This is a genomic window from Actinospica durhamensis, assembly GCF_018139695.1.
Lineage (GTDB): Bacteria > Actinomycetota > Actinomycetes > Streptomycetales > Catenulisporaceae > Actinospica > Actinospica durhamensis.
Genome location: NZ_JAGSOG010000815.1, coordinates 1 through 414 on the forward strand (window position 1 = coordinate 1; position 414 = coordinate 414).

Here is a 414-nt window from a genome sequence, read left to right on the forward strand (position 1 = left end):
GCGTCAGCGCATGCCCTCGGCGGACGCCATCACGCAAGGCTGGTCGGCGGACGATGAAGCGTTTCTGCGTCACGAGTTGCATGACACCGTGCTGGTCCACGTGGAAAGCTGGGAGCGTGTGGCGGAGCAGGCGCAGCAGGAAAAGCTGGCCTCGATGGGGCGGCTGGTAGCCAGCGTCGCGCACCAGATCCGCAACCCGCTGGCCGCAATCAGCCAGGCCGCGGAACTGCTCGACGATCCAGGCGACGGCCACGATGGCGGCGCCCACCCGCGCCCGGAAAGTTCCGGCGTGGAGACACGCCTGCTGCGCATCATCCGCGACAACGTGCGCCGGCTCGACCAGGTGGTCGCCGACGTCTTGATGCTCTCGCGCCGCCCTCGCGGCGAACGCGTGCGCGTGCAACTGGCGCAGGT

Annotated in this window: 1 protein-coding gene; it reads left to right on the plus strand. The window is 69.3% G+C overall.

The annotated features are described in order from the left end of the window. A partial coding sequence (locus KDL01_RS47305) for a histidine kinase dimerization/phospho-acceptor domain-containing protein (protein WP_281415877.1) occupies positions 1-414 on the plus strand: 414 nt, incomplete at both ends.